Source organism: Bradyrhizobium sp. (genome assembly GCF_050014615.1).
Classification (GTDB): domain Bacteria; phylum Pseudomonadota; class Alphaproteobacteria; order Rhizobiales; family Xanthobacteraceae; genus Bradyrhizobium.
The window spans coordinates 17,105-40,263 of record NZ_JBEKCZ010000019.1 but is presented as its reverse complement, the minus strand read 5'-3'; the positions used below and the strand labels follow the sequence as shown (position 1 = coordinate 40,263).

At 63.4% G+C, this 23,159-nt stretch carries 18 protein-coding genes and 1 pseudogene; 7 read left to right on the top strand and 12 right to left on the bottom strand.

The genetic code is table 11. The annotated features are described in order from the left end of the window. Positions 1–438, top strand: a pseudogene (locus tag ABR948_RS05345) (hypothetical protein); the annotation flags it as partial. 50 nt (positions 439–488) lie between these two features. Here ABR948_RS05345 and ABR948_RS05340 read toward each other — a convergent pair. Continuing rightward, positions 489–1,679, bottom strand: a complete 1,191-nt coding sequence (locus tag ABR948_RS05340; protein ID WP_428114406.1) for an OpgC domain-containing protein — start codon at positions 1,677–1,679, stop codon at positions 489–491. 344 nt (positions 1,680–2,023) lie between these two features. Beyond that, entirely contained in the window at positions 2,024–3,229 is a 1,206-nt protein-coding gene (locus ABR948_RS05335) for an OpgC domain-containing protein (RefSeq protein WP_428114405.1), read from the bottom strand. 230 nt (positions 3,230–3,459) lie between these two features. Here ABR948_RS05335 and ABR948_RS05330 point away from each other — a divergent pair, with 230 nt between their 5' ends. Further along, positions 3,460–4,848 (top strand): TolC family outer membrane protein, encoded by a 1,389-nt coding sequence (locus ABR948_RS05330; RefSeq protein ID WP_428114404.1) that lies wholly within the window; start codon positions 3,460–3,462, stop codon positions 4,846–4,848. Between the two features lie 9 nt (positions 4,849–4,857). On the opposite strand, the gene ABR948_RS05325 is transcribed toward ABR948_RS05330, so the two are convergent. The 6 genes from ABR948_RS05325 to ABR948_RS05300 form a co-directional block, all read right to left on the bottom strand. Then, positions 4,858–5,979, bottom strand: a complete 1,122-nt coding sequence (locus ABR948_RS05325; RefSeq protein ID WP_428114403.1) for a sugar ABC transporter permease — start codon at positions 5,977–5,979, stop codon at positions 4,858–4,860. Positions 5,980–5,985: 6 nt separating this feature from the next. Then, a complete protein-coding gene (locus ABR948_RS05320; RefSeq protein WP_428114402.1) occupies positions 5,986–7,539 on the bottom strand; it encodes a sugar ABC transporter ATP-binding protein in 1,554 nt (517 codons plus the stop codon). Next, positions 7,540–8,640 carry a sugar ABC transporter substrate-binding protein gene (locus tag ABR948_RS05315; RefSeq protein ID WP_428114401.1) on the bottom strand — a complete coding sequence of 367 codons (1,101 nt, stop codon included), beginning with the start codon at positions 8,638–8,640 and terminating at the stop codon, positions 7,540–7,542. A gap of 381 nt (positions 8,641–9,021) precedes the next feature. Next, entirely contained in the window at positions 9,022–11,289 is a 2,268-nt protein-coding gene (locus ABR948_RS05310) for a xanthine dehydrogenase family protein molybdopterin-binding subunit (protein ID WP_428114400.1), read from the bottom strand. Further along, complete coding sequence (locus ABR948_RS05305) at positions 11,282–12,340, bottom strand: FAD binding domain-containing protein (protein ID WP_428114399.1); 1,059 nt, start codon at positions 12,338–12,340, stop codon at positions 11,282–11,284. The genes ABR948_RS05310 and ABR948_RS05305 overlap by 8 nt, the downstream gene beginning before the upstream one ends. After that, complete coding sequence (locus ABR948_RS05300) at positions 12,337–12,834, bottom strand: (2Fe-2S)-binding protein (protein WP_428114398.1); 498 nt, start codon at positions 12,832–12,834, stop codon at positions 12,337–12,339. Before ABR948_RS05300 ends, ABR948_RS05305 begins: the two co-directional genes overlap by 4 nt. 244 nt (positions 12,835–13,078) lie before the next feature. Here ABR948_RS05300 and ABR948_RS05295 point away from each other — a divergent pair, with 244 nt between their 5' ends. Next, positions 13,079–13,759 carry a TetR/AcrR family transcriptional regulator gene (locus ABR948_RS05295; protein ID WP_428114397.1) on the top strand — a complete coding sequence of 227 codons (681 nt, stop codon included), beginning with the start codon at positions 13,079–13,081 and terminating at the stop codon, positions 13,757–13,759. A 230-nt stretch (positions 13,760–13,989) separates the two neighbouring features. Beyond that, entirely contained in the window at positions 13,990–15,375 is a 1,386-nt protein-coding gene (locus ABR948_RS05290; protein ID WP_428114408.1) for an ammonium transporter, read from the top strand. A gap of 119 nt (positions 15,376–15,494) precedes the next feature. On the opposite strand, the gene ABR948_RS05285 is transcribed toward ABR948_RS05290, so the two are convergent. From ABR948_RS05285 to ABR948_RS05275, 3 genes are all read right to left on the bottom strand, one after another. Beyond that, a complete protein-coding gene (locus ABR948_RS05285; RefSeq protein WP_428114396.1) occupies positions 15,495–17,780 on the bottom strand; it encodes a xanthine dehydrogenase family protein molybdopterin-binding subunit in 2,286 nt (761 codons plus the stop codon). 10 nt (positions 17,781–17,790) lie between these two features. Further along, entirely contained in the window at positions 17,791–18,273 is a 483-nt protein-coding gene (locus tag ABR948_RS05280; protein WP_428114395.1) for a (2Fe-2S)-binding protein, read from the bottom strand. A gap of 224 nt (positions 18,274–18,497) precedes the next feature. Beyond that, positions 18,498–19,892 carry a cytochrome P450 gene (locus ABR948_RS05275; RefSeq protein ID WP_428114394.1) on the bottom strand — a complete coding sequence of 465 codons (1,395 nt, stop codon included), beginning with the start codon at positions 19,890–19,892 and terminating at the stop codon, positions 18,498–18,500. 97 nt (positions 19,893–19,989) lie between these two features. Between ABR948_RS05275 and ABR948_RS05270 the strand changes: the two genes are divergently transcribed. The 3 genes from ABR948_RS05270 to ABR948_RS05260 all read left to right on the top strand — a co-directional run bounded on the left by ABR948_RS05270 (position 19,990) and on the right by ABR948_RS05260 (position 21,864). Then, the gene (locus ABR948_RS05270) at positions 19,990–20,886 is read left to right on the top strand and encodes a helix-turn-helix domain-containing protein (RefSeq protein ID WP_428114393.1); all 897 of its coding nucleotides are present in this window, start codon (positions 19,990–19,992) and stop codon (positions 20,884–20,886) included. A gap of 376 nt (positions 20,887–21,262) precedes the next feature. Beyond that, on the top strand, positions 21,263–21,520 hold the full coding sequence (locus ABR948_RS05265; protein ID WP_428114392.1) for a hypothetical protein: 258 nt from the start codon (positions 21,263–21,265) through the stop codon (positions 21,518–21,520). A 146-nt stretch (positions 21,521–21,666) separates the two neighbouring features. Further along, positions 21,667–21,864 carry a hypothetical protein gene (locus tag ABR948_RS05260; RefSeq protein ID WP_428114391.1) on the top strand — a complete coding sequence of 66 codons (198 nt, stop codon included), beginning with the start codon at positions 21,667–21,669 and terminating at the stop codon, positions 21,862–21,864. Positions 21,865–21,952: 88 nt separating this feature from the next. Here the strand turns inward: ABR948_RS05260 and ABR948_RS05255 are convergent, their stop codons facing one another. Next, a complete protein-coding gene (locus ABR948_RS05255) occupies positions 21,953–23,143 on the bottom strand; it encodes an ABC transporter substrate-binding protein (protein ID WP_428114407.1) in 1,191 nt (396 codons plus the stop codon). Between the last annotated feature and the right edge of the window lie 16 nt (positions 23,144–23,159).

The following is a 23,159-nucleotide window of genomic DNA, read 5'->3' as shown; positions in this document are numbered from 1 at the left end:
TGGGATGGCGTGACCCTGATCAGGCTGCACCCTTACGAATACCTGTTCTACAACCCGCTGGTCGGAGGTCTCCAGGGGGCATCGCGGCGCTACGACCTCGACTATTGGTTCAGCAGCATGCCCGAGGCGATCGGTGTGCTGGAGGCCTATTTGCGCCGCACCGCGCCGGATGACGCGAGCCGGTCGACCCAGGTCTATTCGGTCGCGGTGTGCGGCGAACGCCTCCCGTTCGAGAAGGCGGTGACGCTGCCGCAGCTGCGCTGGGATTTCATGCCGCAATGGGACCAGTCCCAGTTTTTCATCGCGCCGACCCAGCTGAACTGCGACAGGGACCTCGACGGCGAGATCATCGGCGCGGTCGAACGGCTCGGCGTGACCATCGCCTATGTCAAGGACCGCCGGGCGTTGACCCTGCCGGCGGCGACGGCGGCGCGGTGAAACCGCGATTCAATCGCCCCGGCGTCGCCTAGCCCTTGTCAGGCACCGCATCACGCGGCGCCCTGTTTGGCGGCCGTCTCCGGCATCACACCGATGCCGCTCGCATCGACGAACAGATTGGGGACCTTTCGGGTCCGATCCAGCAGCCATGCCAGCCCGACCATGGTCAGCATGCCGCCGAAGCTGACGAACAGTTGCGCCCAGACGCTATGGGAGTACTGCACCAGGAACCAATGCGCGGCAAAGGACAGGAATACGCCGAAGCAAAACAGCGGAAGCGAATGCTGACCGCACAGCACCATCGGCCGCAGCCATTTGGAGGTGAGTATCTCCGATTTGCGCGGAAAAAATCGGGAAACCACCAGCGCCAGAGCGAGGAAGTGCGTCAAACGCAGCATGTCGAGGTCGGTCTTGTCGATCGGATAGATCGCCTTGATCAGCCATTTCGGCATCATCGCATCCAGGAACGGAAGGTGCCAGGTCATCACGATCAGGAATGAGAAGGCGATCCACGCGAAGGCCACCGTCAGCGCCGCGCGCGAGCGGATCACGAACTCCAGCTGGGCGATGCCTCCGACGCCACACCATGCCGCGAATACGAACAGCAATTGCCAGGCGAATGGATTGAAGTACCAGTGCGTCCCGGGCGGATAGGAGGCGAGATTCCAGTCGAATACCCGCGCCCCGATGTAGAGCAGGATCGAGCCAAGCAGGGTCCAGTTCGGGCGGCGCAGCAGGCACCACAGGATCAGCGGCGAAGCGGCAATCAGCGATATGTAAAGCGGCAGCACGTCGAGGTCGACCGGCTTGTAGCGCAGCGTGAGCGCCTGCCCGATCAGGATGTCCGGATGCTCGAGAAAACTGTGAACGTTGAATTCGTCTTCATACATCGGGTTGTCGAATTTCCTGACCGTGCGGGCGATCTGCGCCGTGAACAGCAGAAACAGCATGATGTGGGCCACATACATCTGCCAGACGCGTGTCCACAGCCGCTTGACGGCAGCGAGAAAATTCCCGCCGCTGATGATCGGACCATAAATGTAGCCGGCCAGGTAACCGGAAATGAACACGAAACACTCGGCGGCATCGCTGAAGCCGTAATTGCGCAGGGTCAGCCAGGCAACGACGTCGTCCGGGATGTGATCGAGAAAGATCATCCACAACCCCACGCCGCGGAATAGATCGAGCCGCAGGTCACGCTCGACGGCATGCGAGAGAGAAGCAACGTCTTGATCTGCCATACTGCTGGTCCGTTTCATTCGGTTGGCGGTCGGATCTCGGTCGTGCTGGCCCGGTCTGTGGTTACACCGAACACTTCCCGGCCAGGGCAATGGCGAATGCGCTTCGCAAGTCTGAGGCTGGACGAAAACGTTGAAATAGTCATGACAGGGTTATTTTACAGAAATATTGGCAGTTTCGAAATACGCAGAACAGGTCAGGCGAAAAAATGCCGTCGCCCACCGGTCCGCTCGGTCCGACTATACTGGTTTGCCGGATAACTGAAATGAGCTTTTGGCGCCTTCCACCGTCCGTCCGCGGGAATCGGGGACGGCCTCTCGGCGAAGGCCCCCGGGGCTCCCCAGGGTCAGATTTCACCGGTCGCCTGCTGCTGCCGCTTGGGCTTGGCGACCAGCCCGCGGGGCGGCTTGTTGACGTAGTGCTTGTACCAGGACAACAGCCAGGCGACGGCGGACATCGTCAGGATGCCGCAGAACCCGACCAGGAAATGCAGGCCAAGGCCGGCGGAAGCCTCCGTCAGCACGAAATACCCCGCGAACGCCAGGGCCACGCCGAGGCAGAAAATCTCCAGCGAACGTTGCCCGCACAGAATCATGGGCCACAGCCAGCGTGATTCCAGCCCGTGCCATCCCGCCGGGACCAAACGCAGGGCAATCACCGCCAGCGCCAGGAAGTGCGCGAACCGGAGCACGTCGAGGTCGGTCTTGTCGATCGGATAGATCAACAGCTCGAGCCAGTGCGGCATCAGGGAATTCAGTTGCGGGAAGTACCAGGTCAGCGTCACGCAGAACGCCGCAACCAGATAGGCCAACGCCATCCACAGCGTGACCGGCGAGGCAATAAATCGCGATATCCTGCGCGCACCTCCCAGCGCGCACCAGGCCCCGAACACGAACAGCATTTGCCACGCAAACGGGTTGAAGGACCAGAAACCGTTCGGATAGGCCGTCAGGTGCAGATCGTAGCGCCAGGAAAGCGTGTAAAGCACGACCGAAGCCGCGAGCGTCAGATTGGCGCGCCACTTGATCAGCTGCAGAATCAGCGGCAGAAACAGCATCAGCACGATATAAAGCGGCAACACGTCCATATTCAGCGGGCGATATCGCAGCAGCAGGGCCTGAACGATGGCGATGCCGGGCTGGCCGAGGAAATCCACGACCTGCATTTCCTTGGCGTAAAACGGCTTGTCCAGGCTGACCGTAACGTAGCAAACTTCGGCAACCACGATTAAAAACAGCAGCATGTGCGCGGCATAGATCTGCCAGACCCTGCGCAGGATGCGCGCGGTCGCAATGTCGAATCCGGACTCGAACATCGCCCGGCCATAGACGAACGCCGCGGTGTAGCCCGAGATGAAAATGAAGATTTCGGCGGCGTCGCTGAATCCGTAACTGCGGATCGTGAACCAGGTCAGGACGTCCGGCGATACATGATCGATGAAGATCAGCCACAGCGCCAGGCCGCGAAACAGGTCGAGCCGCAACTCGCGCACGCCACTGGCGGGAAGCGCAAGCAGAATCGGTGCCGGCTCGGCATGCGCGATTGCACCCACTGCGCCCACATCGGGTGGTCCTGCAACTCGATCGGAAATTGATGTCATCTCAGTCAGCCCGCCGATTCCGCCAGTATAGGCAGAAATCCGCAGCGAACGGAACCCGTCCGGCAAGCCAGCCCTGACCGCCGCTGTTGCTTTAGACCGGAAGCACGGATAGCGTCTTTCCGGGGGCGGCAATTTTCTGAGAAAGTGTACCGAGTTGATCGGTGCATACATACGGCGCGTAAATGGGTGCGAGAAATCTTCACGGGGTTGCGGCTACGGTTCTGCTGATGGCTGTTGCGGGTCCGGCGCCTGCCTTGGCCGATACCATCGAGGCCGCGCTGGTGCGCGCCTATCAAAACAATCCGCAGCTCAATGCGCAGCGCGCCCAGGTCCGCTCGATCGACGAAAACGTTCCGCAGGCGTTGGCGGGCTATCGTCCCAAAGCCGCGCTCACGGCCAGCGCCGGCTACCAGTATACCGATAGCTACAGCGTCGCGCCCGGTTTCGGCGGCGAAATCCATGGCACCGACCCGCCGCGCAGCGCCGGCGTCACGGTCACGCAGACGCTCTACAATGGCAATCAAACTGCCAACAAGACCCGCGCGGCGGAGAGCCAGGTTTCCGGCGCGCGCGAGGCGCTGCGCGTGCTCGAACAGACGGTGCTGCTGTCGGCCGCCACCATCTACATGGACTATTTGCGCGATGCCGCCATCGTCGAGGTTCAGCGCAACAATACCAAGGTGCTTGAAGAGACCTTGATCCAGACCCGCGGCCGGTGGGAACTTGGTGAGCTCACGCGCACCGATGTCGCGCAAGCCGAGGCGCAACTCGCCGCCGGCAAGACCCAGCAGCTGACCGCCGAAGCCAATCTGACGACAACCCAATCGAATTTCCGCCGCATCATCGGCGACGAGCCGAAGCAACTCGCGCCGGGTTCTCCGGTCGATCGCTTCCTGCCGGCCACGCTGCCGGGCGCGGTGGTTCTCGGCCTGGCGCAAAATCCGAACGTGACGGCGTCGATGTTCGGCATCGACGTCAATTATCTTCAGGTCAAGGTCAACGAAGGCGCGCTGCTGCCAACCGTCACGCTGCAGGCCGCCGTGCAGCAGGGTTACGAACAGCAGCTGATCCTCTACCGGACCTTCGGCGCGGCGGCGACGGCGCAGCTGTCGGTTCCGGTGTACCAGGGCGGCGCCGAATATTCGCTGATCCGCCAGTCCAAGGAAACATTGGCGCAGCAGCGCTACAATCTCGACGTGGTTCGCGACCAGACCCGTGCCAACGTCGTTACCGCATGGGGGCAGCTGGTGGCGGGCAAGGCGCAAGTGGTCTCGGCACAGTCGCAGGTGACCGCGTCCGAGATCGCGCTTGACGGCGTGCGCGACGAGGCCAAGGCCGGACAGCGCATTACGCTCGACGTGCTCAATGCCCAGCAGGCGCTGGTCAACGCCCGTGTCGCGCTGGTCACCGCGCAGCACGACCGCGTGGTCGCGTCCTATGCGGTGCTCAACGCGGTGGGGCGGCTGTCCCCGCAGGCGCTGGGTCTTGCCACCGCCGCCTATGATCCGAGCGTGCATTACCGGCAGGTGCGCGACAACTGGGTCGGCACCAAGACGCCCGACGGACGCTGACCGGCCGCCCTACTTCCTCTTTTGCAAAACGTCGAACCATACCGCCAGGCTGATGATCAGACCCTTGATGATCAGCTGGTAGAACGACGAGACTCCCAGCAGACTCATGCCATTGTTCAGAACGCCGATGATCAGCGCGCCGATGATGGTGCCGCCGATCGTGCCCGAGCCGCCGGCCAGGCTGGTGCCCCCGATCACAACCGCGGCGATCGCGTCCAGTTCGAACATCGTGCCCAGATTGGGGGACGCGCCATTGAGGCGCGACGCCAGCAGGATTCCCGACAGTGCGGCGAGCAGCGACACCGTCACGTAGACGATCATCTTGGTCTGGTAGATGTTGATGCCCGACAGACGCGCCGCTTCCTCATTGCCGCCGAGCGCATAAAGACGCCGGCCGAACCGGGTATGATTGAGAACGAAGATCGCGGCCCCTGCGATCGCGACAAAGATCGCTACCGGAACCGGAAGGCCGTCGCCTCCACCGAAAACATAGACCGCGAGCGCGAATCCCAATGCGGTGACCAAAGCGCCCGCCACCTGTCTGTCGACATGGCCGCGGGCGCCCGATGTCGTGCTGGCGCCGAGGCCTCGAACCAGCGTGACGACATAGAGCACGGCTGACAGCGCCAGGATCACCAGCGTCGGCAGCGGCGGAACGTAGGCACCGCCAAGGCTGGCAAAGGAGGGATCGGCGACCGGCACCGAACTGCCCCCGGACAGTGTCAACGCAATCCCGCGCGCGATCGTCAGCATGCCCAGCGTAATGATGAACGGCGGAATGCGGTAATGCGCGATCCAGAAGCCGTTCCACAGCCCGATCAGGCCGCCGACCACTACCAGCGTCACGGGAACGGCGATCCATGCGGCCAAGCCATATTGCATCAGCAGGGTCACGACCACGGCCGCGACGCCGACCACCGAACCCACCGACAGGTCGATCCCGGCGATCAGAATCACCATCGTCATCCCGACCCCGACGATGCCCACAATGGTCACCTGTCGCGCCACATTGCTCAGATTGCGCGCGGTAGAAAAGGTGGGATCGGCGATGGCGAGCGCTGATGTCAGGATTACAAGCGCGATCAGGGTGGCGTTGGTTTTGACGAAGTGGAGCAGCTGGTTGTTTTGCACGACCTGTCACTCCCCGGTCCGGCGCGCGCCGGTCGCACATTCCATGATCGCTTCCCTCGTCGTCTCTTCGCGGGTGAATTCCGCGACGATGGCGCCCTCACGCATCACCAGAATCCGGTCGCTCATCCCCAGAATCTCGGGCAATTCCGAGGACACCATGATGATCGCGACGCCCTCGCCGGCCAGCCGGTCCAGCAGCTTGTAGATTTCAACCTTGGCGCCGATGTCGATGCCGCGGGTCGGCTCGTCCAGGATGAAAATGGTGGGACTGGCATTGAGCCACTTTCCCAGGATGACTTTCTGCTGGTTGCCGCCGCTGAGCGTCTCCACTGACGTGTCGATGCCAGGCGCCTTGACGCCGAGCTGCGCGACGTAGTTCTCGACCAGCGCGCGTTCGCGGCCGGCGTCGATCACGCCGAGCAACCCCCTGCTGATGGTTTGCAGGGAAGCGATCGTGGTGTTGAAGGCGATCGACTGGCCCAGAAAAAGCCCGAGCGCCTTGCGGTCCTCGGTCAGAAGCGCGATGCCATGGTCGATCGCGTCGGTGGGCGAGCGAATCTCGACCTTCTTGCCTTCGATCAGCACGTCGCCATGCACAGCGCCGGGACAGGCGCCGAAGATCGCGGAGACCAGTTCGGTTCGCCCGGCCCCCATCAATCCGCAGATGCCGAGGATTTCGCCGCGATAGGCGCAGAATGACGCATCCCTGACGGCTTTTTCGCCCGGCAGATCAGGATGATCGACGTCGAGATTCCTGACCTCGAGGATTTTGTCGCCGCGTTGGCGCGTGCCCGCCGGAAACATATCCCTGATGTCGCGGCCGACCATTCGCGCGATGATCCGCTCAAGGCTGATGTCGGCGATCGGCGTGACCTCGCCGATGGTCTGCCCGTCGCGCAACACCACCACGCGGTCCGCGATCGCTTTGATCTCCTCCATCTTGTGCGAGATATAACATAGACAGACGCCGTCCTGCTTCAGCTTGCGGATGATCCGGAACAGGTCGGCCACTTCCCGGTCCGTCAACGCCGAGGTCGGTTCATCGAGCACGAGAATGCGCGCGCGCTTCGACAGCGCCTTGGCGATTTCGACCATCTGCTGCTTGCCGACCGTGATGCTCCTGACCTGATCGGTCGGCGTGAAGTCCCGGATTCCGAGTTCGTCGAGCAGGGCCTGGGTGTCGGCATTCAGCCGGCGCCAATCGATGGCGCCGAGGCGGTTGGTCGGCTGACGGTCCAGGAAGATGTTCTCGGCGACGCTCAGTTCAGGAATCAGATTGAGCTCCTGATAGATGATCGCGATCCCGGATTGCTCGGCCTCGCGGGTATTGTAAAATCGCCTGCTTTCTCCCTGGATGAAAATGTCGCCCTGATAGCTGGGATAGGGCCACACACCACCGAGCACTTTCATCAGGGTCGATTTGCCCGCCCCGTTCTCGCCCACCAGCGCCAGAACCTCGCCGGCGCGCGCCTCGAAATTGACGTTGTCGAGCGCCCTGACGCCCGGGAATTCCTTGACGATGTGCTCCATCCTGAGAACGACTTCGGACGCGTGCCCCATCTATTTTCCATACACCTGCTGGTGGGTGTAAAAACCCTCGGCGATGATGGTGCTGTCGAGGTTGGCCTTGTCGACCAGCACCACCGGGGTGACGATGGTCGGCACCTCGACGGCGCCATTGTTGATCATCCGGTCGACCTTGATGAGCGACTTGGGGTCCTTGTCCGGGTTCTGCGCCAGGGTCACGGCGGTTTGCGCCGCGGTTTCGGCCAGCGGCGCGATCTTCTTCCAGATTTCCGCGGCTTCCTTGCCCTGCGCGACATACTGGATGTTGACGAGGTCGGCGTCGGAGCCGGCGACGAAAACCTTGTCGGCGCTGGCCAGGCCCTGGGCGTCGAGGGCGGCGATCACGCCGCGCGCCATGCCGCTGTTGTTGCAAATGACGGCGTCGATCCTGTTGCCGAGCTTGGTCAGCAGGTTTTCGGTGGTCGCCATCGCCTTGTCGGGCAACCAGCCTTCATGCGATTGATCGGCGACCAGCCTGAGATCGGGGTTGGCCTTGAGAACCTCGAGCACCCCGCTGCTCAGCGCGTTGGCGTTGGAATCGCCGGGCTGCCCCCGGATCAGCGCGACATTGCCCTTGACCGATCCGTTTTTGGCCTTGAGCCAGGCCACCATCGCCTCGGCCTGCAGCTTGCCGACGGCCCAGCTGTCCTGCATCACCATGGCGTCGAGCGGACCGTTGACCAGCATCGCATCGTAACCGACCACTTTCACCTTGGCCTTGTGCGCCGAGGTGACCATGCTTCCGGCGGTGCCGGTGTTGACCGGCTGCAACACGATCACCTGCGCGCCCTGCGACAGCATGTTTTCGAATGCCGCCAACTGGGTCTGCTCGTCGTTGTTGGCGGAGTCGAAGATCACCTCGGCGCCGAGCGCCTTGGCTCTGGCGAGGAACGCGGCCTTGTCGCGCTGGTAGCGTTCCTCCTGCATGGTCTTGAGCAGGAAGCCGATCTTGATCCTGTCGGCGGCGCCCGCCGGATGGACGGGCAGCACCAATGGGACGGCTAACAGCGACGCCATCAACAGCAACGACATCAATCGAAACGACATCAATCGAAACGACTTGCCGCTCAGGACAAACCTGCGGTGAAATTTCATGATGCTTCTCCCCCAAACCTCTGGCTTGGCGTCCGGCCGCCTGCTGCGTTGCGGCGTAACCGTCAACCATCCATCGCATCGCCGGATCGTAACCGAGCCGGTCGGCGTCGTTGCTATCGTCATATCCGGCAATGCGGCCAAACGCCAACTGCCGCGGCATTCCGGTCAGACCGACCGTTGCGGCCCGCGTCCGTGACGATCGCGATTGGCCCCTCATGAGGGGGAGATAGCGGGGGCTCGGCTTTTTTAAATGCCGGAAAATGACGTGCTTTTTCGTCATGGCCGGGCTTGTCCCGGCCATCCACGTCTTTCTTGGCTAAGTGCAACTAAGACGTGGATGCCCGGCACAAGGCCGGGCATGACGAGCCTGGCTAGCCCGCGCTAGTTTGAAACAGGCGTCAGCAGATCGTCGAGCCGGATCGGGAAGCGTCGCACCCGGATTCCCGTCGCGTGCCAGACCGCGTTGGCGACGGCGCCAGCCGATCCGGTAATCCCGATTTCACCGACGCCCTTGATGCCGAGCGCGTTGACGTGGGGATCGTGCTCATCGACCATCAGGGCTTCCATGTCGGGCACGTCGGCGTTCACCGGGACGTGGTAGTCCGCCAGGTTGGCATTCAGCGTCCGGCCGGAACGCCGGTCCATCACGGCTTCCTCGTGCAGCGCAAATGACATGCCCCAGATCATGCCGCCGAAGATCTGGCTGCGCACCATGCGCGGATTGATGACGCGCCCGGCGGCGAAGGCTCCGACCAAACGAGTGACGCGGATCTGGCCCAGTTCAGGATCGACCTTGACCTCGGCGAACACAGCGCCGTGGGCATGCATGGCGTAGACCGATTGCGCCGCGGGATCGGCCGCGCTCTTGCCACGGGCGTCGATCTCGTTGAGGCCGGCGCGGCCCAGAATCTCCCCGTAGCTTTCGCTGCGGCCTTCATCGTCACGGCGGAACAGGCGGCCGCCACGGGCGACCACGCCGGCATTGCCCGACCCGAACAAGGGCGAGCGCTCATCGCCGGCGGCAAGCTCAGCTAGTCTCGCGATGACCGCTGTGCCCGCATTGTGGATCGCCATCCCGGCGGTGGCGGTATGCGCCGAACCGCCCGCGATACCCGCGTCCGGCAAATCAGAGCTGCCGGATCGAAATTCGACCTGGTCTTGTTCTAATCCAAGCCCGTCGGCGGCGATCTGGGCGAGCGCGGTCCAGGCGCCCTGGCCCATGTCGTGGGCGCCGATCTCCATCACCCCGGAGCCGTCGCCGCGCAGCACCGCGCGGGCTTCGGCCTGGAACATCAGCGCCGGAAATGTCGCCGTGCCCATGCCCCAGCCGACCAGAAAACCATTCTCGTCACGCATTTGCTTTGGCTTGAGCGGGCGTTTCGACCAGCCGAAACGCGCGGCACCTTGCGCGTAGCACTCGCGGAGCGCCTTCGAGGAGAACGGCTTGCCGGAAATCGGCTCCACTTCAGCATAGTTCTTGATGCGGAAGGCCAGCGGATCCATCCCGCAGGCCGATGCCGCTTCGTCGATCGCGCTTTCCAGCGCAATCGATCCGGTCGCCTCCCCGGGCGCCCGCATGAACAGCGGTGTGCCGGTATCGGTCCGAACCGCCTCATGCGAGGTTGATATCGCGGGGCTGGCGTAAAGCGTATGCGAGGCGTCGGCCGCCGGTTCGAAGAAATCGTCGAAGCTGCTGGAGGCGACCTTGGCGTGATGATCGATTGCGGTCAGCAATCCCTCGCCATCGACGCCGAGGCGCAGCCGCTGGCGCGAGGCCGAGCGATGCCCGACCGGGCCGTACATGTGTTCACGGCGCAGCACCAGCTTGACCGGCCGGCCGACCAGTTTCGCCGCCATGATGCCGAGCAGTTGCGGTCCCGCGATAAAGCCCTTCGAGCCGAAGCCGCCGCCGAGGAAGGGGCTGCGAATATGGATCTTGTCCGGCGCGATGCCGAACAGTCCGGCAATGCGGCCCTGCGCCATCGCCAGTCCCTGGCTCGGCGTATCGATCGACAGCGTATCGCCATCCCATACCGTCACGATGGCGTGGGGCTCCATCGCGTTGTGATACTGGATCGATGTCTCGTAGGTCGCCTCAACGCGCTTCGACGCCATTGCGAGACCGGCCTCGACATCGCCGCGCCGCATCTGCGCGGGATTGCCGACGCCGACGGCCGCCGGCGCGAAGCTCTCGCCGCCATCGAGACCGATCCGGGCCGGCAGCGTTTCGTAGCGCGGCGACAACAGGGCCGCACCTTCGGTGGCGGCTTCCAGCGTCTGCGCGATCACCACCGCGATCGGCTGGTTGGCATAGCGCACCCCGTCGTTCTGCAGCAGATCGAGCCGGAACATGAACGGGTTGGTCTTGGCGTCCGGGTCCTCCGCCAGCGGCGGCTTGTGCGCCGGCGTCATCACATCGACGACACCCGGATGGCTCTTGGCCGCCTGCACATCAAGAAAGGCGACGCGGCCGCGCGCGATACTGCTGACCGCCAGCACGGCATACAGCATGCCGGGCGGATGGTTATCCGCGGCATAGCGGGCTTCGCCCCTTACTTTCAAGACGCCGTCGCGACGGGTCAGTGGCTGGCCGATGTTCGAGCCATGCCGCGCATGGGCGGCAACTTCGGTGAGATGGATCTCAGGCATCGATGAGCGCTCCGGCAAAGGATGAAAAGGCAGAGGCGGGAAGCGCCGGCACGCGTTGCGGCGTTCCGGCCGCGGCCAGCGTCAGCGCGCGCACCAGAATCCGCTGCGCGAGCTCGATCTTGAATTGATTGTCACCGGAGGGTTTCGCGTCGGCCAGCGCCGCCTGCGCCGCGCGGCGAAACGCATCTGCTCCGGGACTGGCGCCGGCTAGAATTTGTTCGGCGGCACGGGCGCGCCACGGTTTGGCGGCGACGCCGCCCAGCGCCAGCCGCGCGTCGCGGATGATGCCTTGTTCGATCCGCAAGCCCGCGGCGGCCGACACCACCGCGAACGCGAACGACGTGCGTTCGCGAACTTTTATATAACGCGCATGGGCCGCGAATCCCGCCGCGTCGCCCGGCAGAAGCAGCGCGACGATCAGGTCGCCCGGCTCGAGCACGCTGTCCCGCTCCGGCGTATCGCCGGGCAGACGATGCAGCGCTTCGAGTGCCATCTCGCGCCGGCCGCCGCGGCCCTCGATCTCCACCACGGCGTCGAGCGCGACCAGCGGCACGCAGAAGTCGGACGGATGGGTGGCGATGCAGGATTCGCTCCAGCCGAGCACCGCGTGCAACCGGTTCTCGCCGCCGCGGGCATCGCAACCGGTGCCCGGTTCACGCTTGTTGCAGGCGCTGGCGGTGTCGTAGAAATATCCGCACCGCGTTCGCTGCAGCAGGTTGCCGCCGACGGTGGCGGCATTGCGAAGCTGCGCAGATGCGCCCGACAGCAGCGCCTCGGCCACCGCGGGATAGGATTTGGCGAAACCGGCATCGTGGGCGAGATCGGCGTTGCGCACCAGCGCGCCGATCCGGAGGCCGCCATCGGGCAGATGTTCGATGCGGTCGAGCCCGGGCAGACGCGTGACATCGACCAGACGGCTGGGGCGGGCGACGCCGCCTTTCATCAGGTCGAGCAAATTGGTCCCGGCCGCGAGATAGACCGCACCCGGTTGCGCCGCAGCCGCAACGGCCTCGGCAATGCTGGCGGGTTTGACGTAATCGAAGTTTTTCATGCCGCGCGCCCTTGCTTGGCCTCGGTGAGAGTCTGTTGTGCGTCGAGCACCGCTTGCGTAATGCCGGCATAGGCCCCGCAGCGGCAAAGATTCCCGCTCATGCCTTCGCGCACGCGCTCGGGATCGTCGCCGGCCTGCCCTTCCTCGATCAGTCCGATCGCGCTCATGATCTGGCCCGGCGTGCAAAACCCGCATTGCAGGCCGTCATGCGCGATGAACGCCGCCTGCAGCGGATGCAGCTCGCTGCCGCGCGCGACACCTTCGATGGTGAGGATGTCGGCGCCGTCGAGGCTCACCGCCAACGCCAGGCACGAATTGATCCGCCGGCCGTCGACCAGCACCGTGCAGGCCCCGCATTGGCCGCGGTCGCATCCCTTTTTGGTCCCGGTCAGGTCGAGGCGCTCGCGCAGGAGATCGAGCAGCGTGACCCGCGGGTCATCCAGCTCGACGTTGCGCCGCACGCCATTCACAGTGAGGCTGATGGAGAGGTTCATGAAGGGCTCCGATCGATGCTATGGTCGAATGGAATCGCGGCCGCCGGAATTGTTCCGCGGACAGGTTCAGGTTTGACGCCAATCGGCATATACGGAGGCACCCTCCGTTTCGCAAGGGGTGGGGAATCACTAGAGCCTTATCGGTTCTGATTGAATCAGAACCGGGCTCTAATCTTTTGTTTTGACGCGTTTTCTTCACGCGAACCGGTATCCACTTCGCTCGAAAACGCTCTAGATTATCGCGATGGCACACCCGTCCGCAGAAGCTATACGCAGACCCCGCGCCGACGCGGTGCGCAATCGCGAGCGCGTGCTGGAGGCCGCCAAGGCCGTGTTCAGCGCCGGCGGTCCGGACGCCAGCCTAGAGGCCGTGGCCAGACGCGCCGGTGTCGGCATCGGCACGCTCTATCGCCACTTCCCGACCCGCGAGGCGCTGTTCGAGGCGGTCTATCGGCGCGAGGTGGAACAGCTCGGCGATCTTTCCGAAGCGCTGAAGAGCGAGCCAGACCCGGTCGCGGCGTTGCGCCACTGGCTGCGATCCAATGTCGAATTCGTGGCCACCAAGAAAGGCATGTCGGCGGCGCTGGCGCTGGCCGTGAACAGTTCCTCCGACCTCACGGTGTATTCGTTCGATCGCCTGACCAAGGCGGTGGGCGCCCTGCTCGACCGCGCGGTCGCGGCCGGCGAGATCCGCGCCGATGTCGGCCCGGAAGATCTGCTGCGGGCGCTGGTCGGCATGTGCTATTTGCACGACCAGCCCGGCTGGCAGACCAGCGTGCTGCGGCTGCTGGATGTCTTTGTCGACGGGCTTATGATCCGAACCGGCGTCGACGGCGCGTCGGCACCGCCGCGCGGCGGCGCCACCAAAAGCGTGAAGCGCGTGAAGAAAAACCGTCAGCCACCCACATCGCGCAAACGCCGCTAGCCCGATGCTCGGGAATAGCACGGGTCAGTAAGACTTACCTTTTTCCTTCCCTGAAGGTGGCTTCGGTCACAACGGCCTGAGACCGCCCGACCGCCCAGGAAAGCTGAATCGTGAAAGCGGAATCCTGAAAGGCCGCCGAAGCCATAGCGGGCATATTTTATGCATGGGACTCCGCAATCAGCAGGGGGAAGCCCATGACCGCCAGGTGGTTGCCGCGCAGACGGCTCGTGATGCTGCTCGCGGTGTTGCTCGTGCTTGGCTTGACCGGCTCCCTCATCACCAGGACCGCGTTGGCGCAGGCGCCAGCGACGCCGGCCGCCACCGCCGCGGTGGAAACGGCGCCGCCGGCCTGCGATGCCAAGGTGCTGGAAAGATGCACGCCAAATTCCGGCGACACCGCCTGGATGCTGACATCGGTCGCGCTGGTGCTGATGATGACCATTCCGGGCCTCGGCCTGTTCTACGGCGGCATGGTACGCAAGAAGAACGTCGGCGACACCGTGATGACGAGCTTCGCCGTGGCCTGCCTGGTGACGGTGCTGTGGACGCTGTGCACCTACAGTCTGGCATTCCGCTCGGGCACGCCGTTTATCGGCGGCCTTGATCGCGCGCTGCTTCAGGGCGTTCTGAGCGACGTCGCCAAGGGGATCGGCAATCCCAATCCGCTCGCGCCAACGATTCCGGAATCGGTCTATTTCTGTTTCCAGATGACGTTCGCCATCATTACGCCGGCGTTGATCGCCGGCGCATTTGCCGAGCGAATGAAATTTTCCGCGATGCTGTGCTTCATCGGTCTATGGGCGATCCTGGTCTATGCGCCGGTCGCCCACTGGGTTTGGGGACCGGATGGTTTCCTCAACTCGGGCAATCCACAGAGCTGGGTCAAGGTGCTCGACTTCGCGGGTGGCACCGTGGTGCATATCAATGCGGGCGTGGCCGGGCTGGTGGCCTGCATCGTGCTCGGCAAACGCATCGATATTGCCCCGGCCCACAACATCGTCCTGACCTTTATCGGCGCCTCGCTATTGTGGGTCGGCTGGTTCGGCTTCAACGCCGGATCGGCCGTCACCGCCGGGATGCAGGCCGGAATGGCGATGACCGTGACGCAGGTTGCGACAGCGACGGCGGCGCTGGCCTGGATGTTGACCGAATGGGTGACGCGCGGCAAGCCGACCCTGATCGGCATCTGCTCGGGCGCCGTCGCCGGGCTCGTCGCCATCACCCCGGCTTCCGGGTTTGTCGGCCCGGCTGGATCGCTGGCGATCGGCGCGGCGGCCGGCGTGATGTGCTATTGGGGCGCCACCGGCCTCAAGGAGATGATGGGCTATGATGATGCGCTGGATTGCTTTGGCATGCATGCGGTAGGCGGCATTGTGGGCGCGTTGCTGACCGGCGTATTCGCGGTCGAGCAATATGGAGGCACCGCCGGCCTGATCGAAGGCAACGCCATGCAGGTCGTCAACCAGGCCATTGGCATCGGGATCGTCGTCGTCTACGACGCCGTCGTATCCTTCATCATCCTCAAGATCATCGATGCCACGCTAGGCCTGCGCGTGGATGAAGATGACGAACGCGACGGCCTCGACATCACGCTGCACGGCGAATCCGTCCAGTAACGGCGGCGGTTGGCGCGATAGACCATTGCGTGATGCCCAAACGCCAGCAGAAAGACCGCCTCGCGGCGGTCTCTCCAGATTGGGTCAGGCTGAAATGCCTTCTTCCGTGCTGTGCATTCTTACGAAAATGCCGCCTTCACCCGCTCCGGCGAGAACGGCACGCGCCGGATCCGCACGCCGGTGGCATCGAAGATGGCATTGCCGATCGCGGCGGCGACCGGACGGATCGATGGTTCGCCGGCGCCGGATGGTGCGATCTCCGGGTGGTTGATCAGCACCACGTCGACCTGGCCCGGCGTTTCCGTGATGTCGAGGATCGGATAGGTGATCCAGTCGATGCTGGTCACGGTGTTGCGGTCGAAGGTCACCTCCTCCCACAGCGCGCGGCTGACGCCCTGCACGATGTTGCCTTCGATGCATTTCACCAGCCCGTCGGGATTGATGATCTGCCCGCAATCATGCGCCACCGTGAACTTGCGCGCCCAGATCTTGCCGGTCGAGCGATCGATATCAACCTCGGCGATCACGGCGACGCGGGTGCCGTTGCGCTGGGCATAGGCGATGCCGCGGCCGGAGACCTTGCTGCCGGTCTGGTCGCGGCGCGGCGACGGCCGCGTCTCCCAGTTGGCCTTCTGTGCCGCCGCCTTGATGACGGCGATATCGCGGGGCTCCTTGACGTAGCGCAGCCGGAACTCAATCGGATCGGCGTTGACCGCGGCTGCCAACTCATCGATGAAGGACTCGCTGGCGAAATGAATCTGCGGTCCGACCGGATCGCGCAAATGCGAGGTGCGCAGCGGCGAGGCGCGGTCGAGCAGCGGCGCAATGGTCTCCCAGGCCAGCCGCTTGTTGGCGATGGCATAGGATTCCGCCGGCACGCCGAAGCCATCGCCGGATTTCAGCGCCACACCAAGCGTCTGCCCAGCCAGCGTGTCCGGCGGCTTGCCGCCATTGGTATCGACGTCCACCCGCGAAAAGGCCTTGCTGGTGAACTCGTAGGCGATGACCTCGCCGGCGGCGTTGAGGCCGGCCTTCGCGCTGTGGGTCGAGGCCGGCCCCTTCGGATCCCAGCCGGTGCCCTGGTCGCGCATATATTGCAGCCGCACCGGACGGCCGACCGCCTTGGCGAGCACGCCGGCGTCCATCGCGCAATCATCGGCGTCGTTGCGGCCATAGGAGCCCGGGCCCGGCTTGAAGATGACATGCACCTTCTCGACCGGCACCTGCAGCGTCGCGGCCAATCCATTCTGGACAAAATGAGACTTCTGGGTCGCGCTCCAGCAGGTGACGTTGCCATCCCTGATCTCGACCAGCGAACAAGCCGGGCCCATGCTGGCATGGGACTGGAACGGCCATTCGTAATCGGCCTCGATCACTTTGGCCGCCGTCTTGAACGCCGCGTCCACATCCCCGTTCTGCAGTTCGACCATGCGCTTGCGCACGGGGGCCTTGCGAATGATGTCGTGCAGCGAAGCCTGTTCCGGGAACGGCGGCGGCTGGAGCGACCATTCCACCTTCAGCTTCTCCGCCGCCTGGATCGCGTCCCATTCCTTGTCGGCGACGACGCCGAGGAAACCTTTGTCCCAGACCACTCTGGCGCCCGGAATGTCCTTGATCGCGCTGTCGTCGACTTTCACCGGCACCGCGCCGGCCACTTGAGGCCGGATCATGCGGCCATGCATCATATCGGGCACCTTGATGTCGGTGACGAAGTCCTCCTGGCAAAAGACTTTCGGCGCTATGTCTTCGCGCTTGATCGGCTGGCCGACGATCTTGTGCTCGCTGGGTTTCTTGGGCTGTGCCTTGCCGGGCGCGTACAGCGCGTTGCCGTATTCCTTGTTCCAGTCGAGCTGGACATTGAAATATTGCCCGCCGATCAGCTGCGCATAGGAAACGCGCTTGGTCTGATCGTCGGCGGCGCTGACAATGCCGTCATTGACCACAAGCTTGTCCGCCGGCGTCGACAGCGCGCCGGCCGCCATCTCGATCAGCACGCGCCGCGCTTCCGCCGCGGCCATGCGCATCTGCTTGCCGCCGAGCTGAATACCTGTAGAGCCGGAAGCGCCGCCCTGATTCACCGACGTGGCCGTATCGGCCATGAACACCCTGACGCTCTTGAAGGGAACGTCGAGCTCTTCCGCCACGATCTGGGCAATCGCGACATGAAGCCCGTGGCCCATGTCCATCTTGCCGAAATAGGCCGCGACGCGGCCGTCGGCATTCACCGCAATGTAGGAGGAGAGCTGGTCGGGCGTCAGCGGCGGCTTGGTACCTTGCGCATAGGCCTGGCTGATCGACAGCACGGTTTCCAGCGTCACGCCGGCACCGATCGATACCACGAGCGCGCCGCTGCCGAGCAGGACCGAGCGGCGGGTGAGCGAAGTGGTTTTCTCGAATTTTGTCATGGCGCGCCCCCTAACCCATCGCATCGGCGGCACGCTTGACCGCCTTGAGGATGCTGATGTGGGTGCCGCAGCGGCACTTCAATCCGGACAACGCGTCCTGGATCTGCGCTTCACTCGGTTTCTTGTGGTCGCGCAGGAAGGCGGCAGCGGTCATCAGCCAGCCGTTGATGCAGTAGCCGCATTGCAGCACCTGCTCCTCGACATAGGCGGTCTGTAGCGGGTGCGGCTTTTCCGGCGTACCGAGGCCGGCCAGCGTCACGATCTTGGCCTCGCCCACGGCGGACAAAGGCGTCACGCAGGAGCGCGTCGGCTGGCCATCGACATGCACGGTGCAGGCGCCGCATTGCGCCAGTCCGCAGCCGAAATGGGGATTATTGAGGCCGAGATCATTGCGCAGCGCATAGAGCAACGGCATGTCCGGATCGGCATTGACCGTGTGAGTCTCGCCGTTGACGTTGAGTTTAAAGGATTGGAGTTTGACGGGTTGGTTCATCGCCTGCAGCTCCCTTGTCGTTGGGGCGGCGGATTACGTCCAGCCGTCCCCTGCGGTTTTCCGCGATCGCGTCGTTAGCCGACGCTTGCAGGGGGAGCCTAGTCCCGGAAACCGGGATTGGGAATGGCCGGCACGCGCTAAATCGTCAAGTCTGCGTTGCCGCCGGGAACGGACGTCGTCAGCCAGACCGGTCAGGCCGCAGAGGTGCCAAGTGCCGACCTTCGCTACGGCGATGGCGTGTGCTCGAGCTTGAACATCGGAGCATAGCTTGGCTGGATGGTCAGGCGCGCTACCGGCATCACGGGACGCTTGCCCTCGATCGCGAGCGTGTAGCGCTGGAGCACTGTCGCCAGCATGATCTGGGCCTCGGCGAGAGCGAAGACCGCGCCGATACAGATACGAGGACCAGCTCCGAAGGGCAGATATGCGCCACCCGATGTCCAGGGCGATGACTGTCCGGCAAATCTGTCCGGAATGAAAGCCGTCGGATGCTGCCAGTGCTTGCGATGGCGATGCAGGACCCAGGGCGCAATATAGACCTGAACACCGCGCCGCACCGGTTCCCCCATAATCACGTCGTCTTCGATCGGCTCGCGGACCAGGATGGGAACCGGCGGGTAGAGCCGCAGAGTCTCCAGCAGTACGCGACGCAGGCGCGGCCAGTGGCCGAGATCGTCGAGGGTTGCGACGCGCTCAGGCGGAAAGGCGGCCACTTCGGCTCGCAGCCGCGCTTGCTCGCCGTGATCGAGCGTCAGCAGATAGGAGGCCCAGAACAGCAGGCGTGCCGTGGTCTCGTAGCCGGCGAAGATCATCGTCGCGCACTGATCGCGCACCTCGTCGGTGGCAATCGATTCACCTGTTTCCGGGTCGCGCACCGCGATCAGGAGATCGAGCAGGTCTTGCTGGCCGGCATCGTGCGGTGCGCTCCGGCGGGCGGCGACGATCGCATCGACAGCCGAGAACCAGCGCTTCTGGAACGCGCGGCGCTTCCCCAACGCGAAGCCAAAGGATGTCTCGGATCTGGCAAAAGCGTCGAAGATCTGCGGGCGTCCCGGCCCGGTGACATATTGGCGGACCAGGCCGCCGATCCGATCGCGCTCCTCTTGATCGGGCATCGAGAACAACGCGCGAAGCACCGCGTTCAGCGCCGCCATCTGGTACGCATCGGAGAGATCGGCGCTCGGCTGCCCTTCGAGCTGGCGGACCAGATCGTTGGCGGCCGCGATGAAGTGAGGAAGCAGGATGTTCACATGATTCGGCGTGAACGGGGGTGACAGCTGGCGGCGTTGCCGGCGCCACTCGCCACCTTCAGCAAGGAACAGACCCTGGCCGATCAGCGGGCGCACCAGGCGGGGCAACATTGCCGGGCGGACATAATTCGCCGCGTTGGTGGCCATCATGTACCGAACGCCCTGGGGATCATTGATCAGTGCGCTCTCAACGCCGAACAGCGTATTGCGGTTGAAAGCCATATCGAACGCATAGTCGGGCCAGATCGCGAGGCTGTTGCGGATACTGCCGAGGAGAAGCCTGATCGGAGGCAGGTCCTTGCGATGGACAATTGGGGCCGGCGGAATGACGGAAGGCGATGTGTCGAGCATGGCATCTGGCGCGGTCATAATTCCCGATTGCTTTCAATATGCCGGAGGTCAACAGTCGGTGTATTGAACGGTTTGGACATCACCGATGCCATCCGATGTGCAGGCTAGCGCGACCATGACTGCGACGACCACCTCAGAGATCATGTGGCCGCGTCCGGCGGTCACGGGCTGCGTCTTCTGTACGATCGTTCGGGACACTCGGGGCGCCGCGCTCGATCAGACCCAACGATTCAATTTCTTTCCAGCGTCGCCGGTCTGCTGCGTGACCTGGCTGTTCGCCGGTGACTGTCATCTGATTGATCAGCCAGAGCAGATGGAGCATCCCTGGACCGGAGCAAGGCTGCCTGACCTTGCCTTCTTCGGGCCGCAGCTCGGGCCGCTCGTCAGCTGGAACCCCGGCGAGACCTATGCGATGTCGATCGCATTCTATCCGGACGCGTTTTCTGCGATGACCGGGCTCGACTTGAGCCCATTCGCAGGACGCATGGTGCCGGCGGAAGAAGTCCTGCCGCAGTCGATCCTGCAGCCTTGCCGCAATTTCTTCGATACCATCAGGCGCGAAGGGCTCGAGACAGGCTTTTCGGTTCTTGAAGACCAGATCGAGATCATATGGGCCGGCACGCGTCCTGCCGGGACCAGGCCGATGAAATGGATAAAGGACTGGAGCAGAAGTCTCGTGCTCAGAGCCGCGCTGACCGATCTTGGACGCAGCACACGGCAAATCGCACGACGGGTCAAATCATGGACCGGCGTCAGCCAGAGAGACCTGCAGGGTCTCGGTCACACCGAGCAACTCTATGCCAAATTGCACGAGGCCATCCAGAAGGGCGACGTCGACTGGGCCGGGCTTGCCGCGGCGTCGGGGTTTGCCGATCAGGCGCACATGATCCGGCAAATGCGGCGGCACACCGGCTTTACGCCGGAGCAGTTGCGCAAGAGTGCTGGAAATCACGAAGCCTTCTGGGGCTACCGGCTCCTCGGACAGTATTTCACGGAGCCGAAAGGACACTAGATCTATTCGGCGCGGTTGCACCATGTATACAATACGTGACAACTGCCCAGAACTTTGACTTGTGAAGACTCGTTCGCGGAGATTTCATCCCTGCGTGGGTTGTTGGTGCGATTACCCAGCCGCCAACCAATCATCCACCATGCCCCTGCCGTGTTAATTCCGGCGGGGGTTTCGCTTTCAGGCTCCAGCGCCGAAACGCTCGAACCGGCGACCACACGAGGAATCCCGCAAAGACGTCACATCAGGGATAGGCGATCGGCCGATCGCAACAAAACCGACGGAACCGGAAGCCCGCCAGATTTCCCGGTTCACCCAGGAACTTCCCTCCGCCTGCCCCGTTGGCTCGACAGCGTCACAATCTCATTTGGAGCATATAATGAAATACGCAATAATTGTTGCCACAGCGGCGTGCATCTGCGCAGCCATGCCTGCGAACGCCGAAGAAGTTGGAGTTGGCGTCGGACCGGCTGGTGTTACCGTCGGCACCGGACATGACCGGGACCGCGATGGCGATCGTACCGTCATCCGTGAACGCGACGAACATCGGGATCGGGATGCCGTCATCATCAACAAGGATCACGACCACGATCGCGATAGAGACCACCACGACAAGGTGATCATCGATCGCAACTGATCATCGAGCGGACTTTTTTCGCTCCATGCAAGCATTGCAATGTAAAGCGCTGCTAGTCGCTCGAACCGGTCGTTGATCGGTTTGGCGATTGGCGCGCTTGTCGCTGCGTTCGACCTGAACAAGGGGATTATCCAAGGGAATTATCAATGGCTCGCCACAATGAAATGCCGCCTGTGCCGCCCGCCAATCGAAGCCCGAAAGGAACGGGCGATCAATCGGAGGCGAACAAGGATACGTCCAGGGGGCACGAGGGCATTCAAAACCCGGCGGAACAGGGCGACACCGCCAACATCAAGCAGAACACCACCAATGCCGGATTTTTCAAAGGGCGCCGGGTGAAGTAGCCGCATCGCGGCCGTTGTCGCCTGCGATGCGCAACGCAGCGCTGAGGCGCCGTGACGATGAGATATTCGCAGCAGCCTACACAGCAGTTTACTTGGCCAAATAGGGACAGCCGCCCTGATCCATCGGTCGAAACGCCTCGTCGCCGGGCACCGTCGAGAGGTATTCGTACAGATCCCACTTCCCCTTCGACTCCTCGGGCTTCTTGATCCGCATCAGATACATATCGTGGACCATGCGTCCGTCCTCGCGAACCTTGCCGCCCTGCGCAAAGAAATCATCGACCGGCATCTTGCGCATCTGCGCGATCACCGTTTCGGGATCGGTCGAGTTGGTCGCCGCGACCGCTTTGAAATAGTGCCGCAAGGCCGAATTGACGCCCGCCTGATAGGCGGTCGGCATCGCGCCATGTCGCTTGAAAAACGCGTTGCTGAACACGCGAGTCTCGGGGGTGCGGTCCCAGTAGAAGGAATCGGTGAACAGAAGGTCATGGGCGTGCGACAGGCCCAGCGCCGGCACGTCGGTGAGCGTCACCTGCAACGCGACGATCTGCATGCCTTGTCGGATATTGAATTCATCGGCCTGCGCGACCGCGTTGCGGAAATCCGAGCCGGCATTCGCCAGCGCCAGAATTTTGGCACCCGAGGCCTGGGCCTGCAGCAGAAAGGACGAGAAATCGGCGGTGTTGAAGGGATGACGCACCGCGCCGAGCACCTTGCCCCCGGCAGCGACAACCGATCTGGTCGCATCGCGCTCGAGGGCCTGGCCGAAGGCATAGTCGGCGGTCAGGAAGAACCAGGGCGTTCCGCCTCGCGCGACGACAGCCTTCGCCGTTGCATTGGAAGAGGCATAGGTATCATAGGTCCAGTGCACGCTGGTCGGCGAACACTGGGCGCCGGTGAGGTCGGACGAGCCTGAGCCTGAAATCAGGAACAGCTTCCTGCGCTCGCGCGTCAGGTTCTGGATCGCCAGCGCGACCGAGGAAGTGACGCCCTCGGCGACGACATCGACGCCCTTGTTGTCGATCCAGTCGCGCACGATGGCGGTGGCCACATCCGGCTTGTTCTGGTGGTCGGCCGACATGATTTCGATGCGGCGGCCGGCGACCATGCCGCCAATCTCTTCCGCCGCCATTTTGGCCGCAATGACCGAGCCTGGCCCGTTACCGTCGGCGTATTGCCCGCTCATATCGGTGATGATACCGACACGGAGCACCGCATCATCGGCAAGCGCCCCGCCGGAAGCGAACAGCGCCAGCACAACGGTTCCAATCGCTTTGATCGCACGCAATCTCAAT

Excerpts from the sequence above, each read along its gene's own strand:
- ABR948_RS05340 (WP_428114406.1), bottom strand. The coding sequence starts at position 1,679 with ATGGCAGATCAAGACGTTGCTTCTCTCTCGCATGCCGTCGAGCGTGAC.
- ABR948_RS05330 (WP_428114404.1), top strand. The coding sequence starts at position 3,460 with ATGGGTGCGAGAAATCTTCACGGGGTTGCGGCTACGGTTCTGCTGATG.
- ABR948_RS05320 (WP_428114402.1), bottom strand. The coding sequence starts at position 7,539 with ATGGGGCACGCGTCCGAAGTCGTTCTCAGGATGGAGCACATCGTCAAG.
- ABR948_RS05315 (WP_428114401.1), bottom strand. The coding sequence starts at position 8,640 with ATGAAATTTCACCGCAGGTTTGTCCTGAGCGGCAAGTCGTTTCGATTG.
- ABR948_RS05310 (WP_428114400.1), bottom strand. The coding sequence starts at position 11,289 with ATGCCTGAGATCCATCTCACCGAAGTTGCCGCCCATGCGCGGCATGGC.
- ABR948_RS05305 (WP_428114399.1), bottom strand. The coding sequence starts at position 12,340 with ATGAAAAACTTCGATTACGTCAAACCCGCCAGCATTGCCGAGGCCGTT.
- ABR948_RS05300 (WP_428114398.1), bottom strand. The coding sequence starts at position 12,834 with ATGAACCTCTCCATCAGCCTCACTGTGAATGGCGTGCGGCGCAACGTC.
- ABR948_RS05295 (WP_428114397.1), top strand. The coding sequence starts at position 13,079 with ATGGCACACCCGTCCGCAGAAGCTATACGCAGACCCCGCGCCGACGCG.
- ABR948_RS05290 (WP_428114408.1), top strand. The coding sequence starts at position 13,990 with ATGCTGCTCGCGGTGTTGCTCGTGCTTGGCTTGACCGGCTCCCTCATC.
- ABR948_RS05285 (WP_428114396.1), bottom strand. The coding sequence starts at position 17,780 with ATGACAAAATTCGAGAAAACCACTTCGCTCACCCGCCGCTCGGTCCTG.
- ABR948_RS05280 (WP_428114395.1), bottom strand. The coding sequence starts at position 18,273 with ATGAACCAACCCGTCAAACTCCAATCCTTTAAACTCAACGTCAACGGC.
- ABR948_RS05275 (WP_428114394.1), bottom strand. The coding sequence starts at position 19,892 with ATGACCGCGCCAGATGCCATGCTCGACACATCGCCTTCCGTCATTCCG.
- ABR948_RS05270 (WP_428114393.1), top strand. The coding sequence starts at position 19,990 with ATGACTGCGACGACCACCTCAGAGATCATGTGGCCGCGTCCGGCGGTC.
- ABR948_RS05265 (WP_428114392.1), top strand. The coding sequence starts at position 21,263 with ATGAAATACGCAATAATTGTTGCCACAGCGGCGTGCATCTGCGCAGCC.
- ABR948_RS05260 (WP_428114391.1), top strand. The coding sequence starts at position 21,667 with ATGGCTCGCCACAATGAAATGCCGCCTGTGCCGCCCGCCAATCGAAGC.